Source organism: Psychrobacter sp. W2-37-MNA-CIBAN-0211, assembly GCF_040309405.1.
Taxonomy (GTDB): domain Bacteria; phylum Pseudomonadota; class Gammaproteobacteria; order Pseudomonadales; family Moraxellaceae; genus Psychrobacter; species Psychrobacter glaciei.
Genome location: NZ_JBEOOU010000545.1, coordinates 1 through 239, shown reverse-complemented (window position 1 = coordinate 239; position 239 = coordinate 1). Strand labels below are relative to the sequence as shown.

Sequence of the window (239 nt, the reverse complement as noted above, 5' to 3'; positions counted from 1 at the left end):
ACACCACTACTGACGATGAAGGCAAATTTAGCTTTCCTGAAATTATTCACAGAACAAGTCACCCTAATAAACCATTTGCTGGAACTCGTATATCTCAAACGATTAAAGTCGATGAAAATGAAGAGTCAGACATCATTAAAGCAGCTAAAGATGAGTATTCTGAAGTAATACTTTGGGGATCCATATCTTCAGGCGAGAAACATATATCTTATTTAGCTGAACGATTAGCACGATTAGAT

At 36.0% G+C, this 239-nt stretch carries 1 protein-coding gene; it reads left to right on the top strand.

Annotated elements, in window-relative coordinates; genetic code table 11:
- Positions 1-239 (top strand): DUF6795 domain-containing protein (locus tag AAEY72_RS16205; protein WP_352311705.1); only part of this gene is annotated, 239 nt, incomplete at both ends.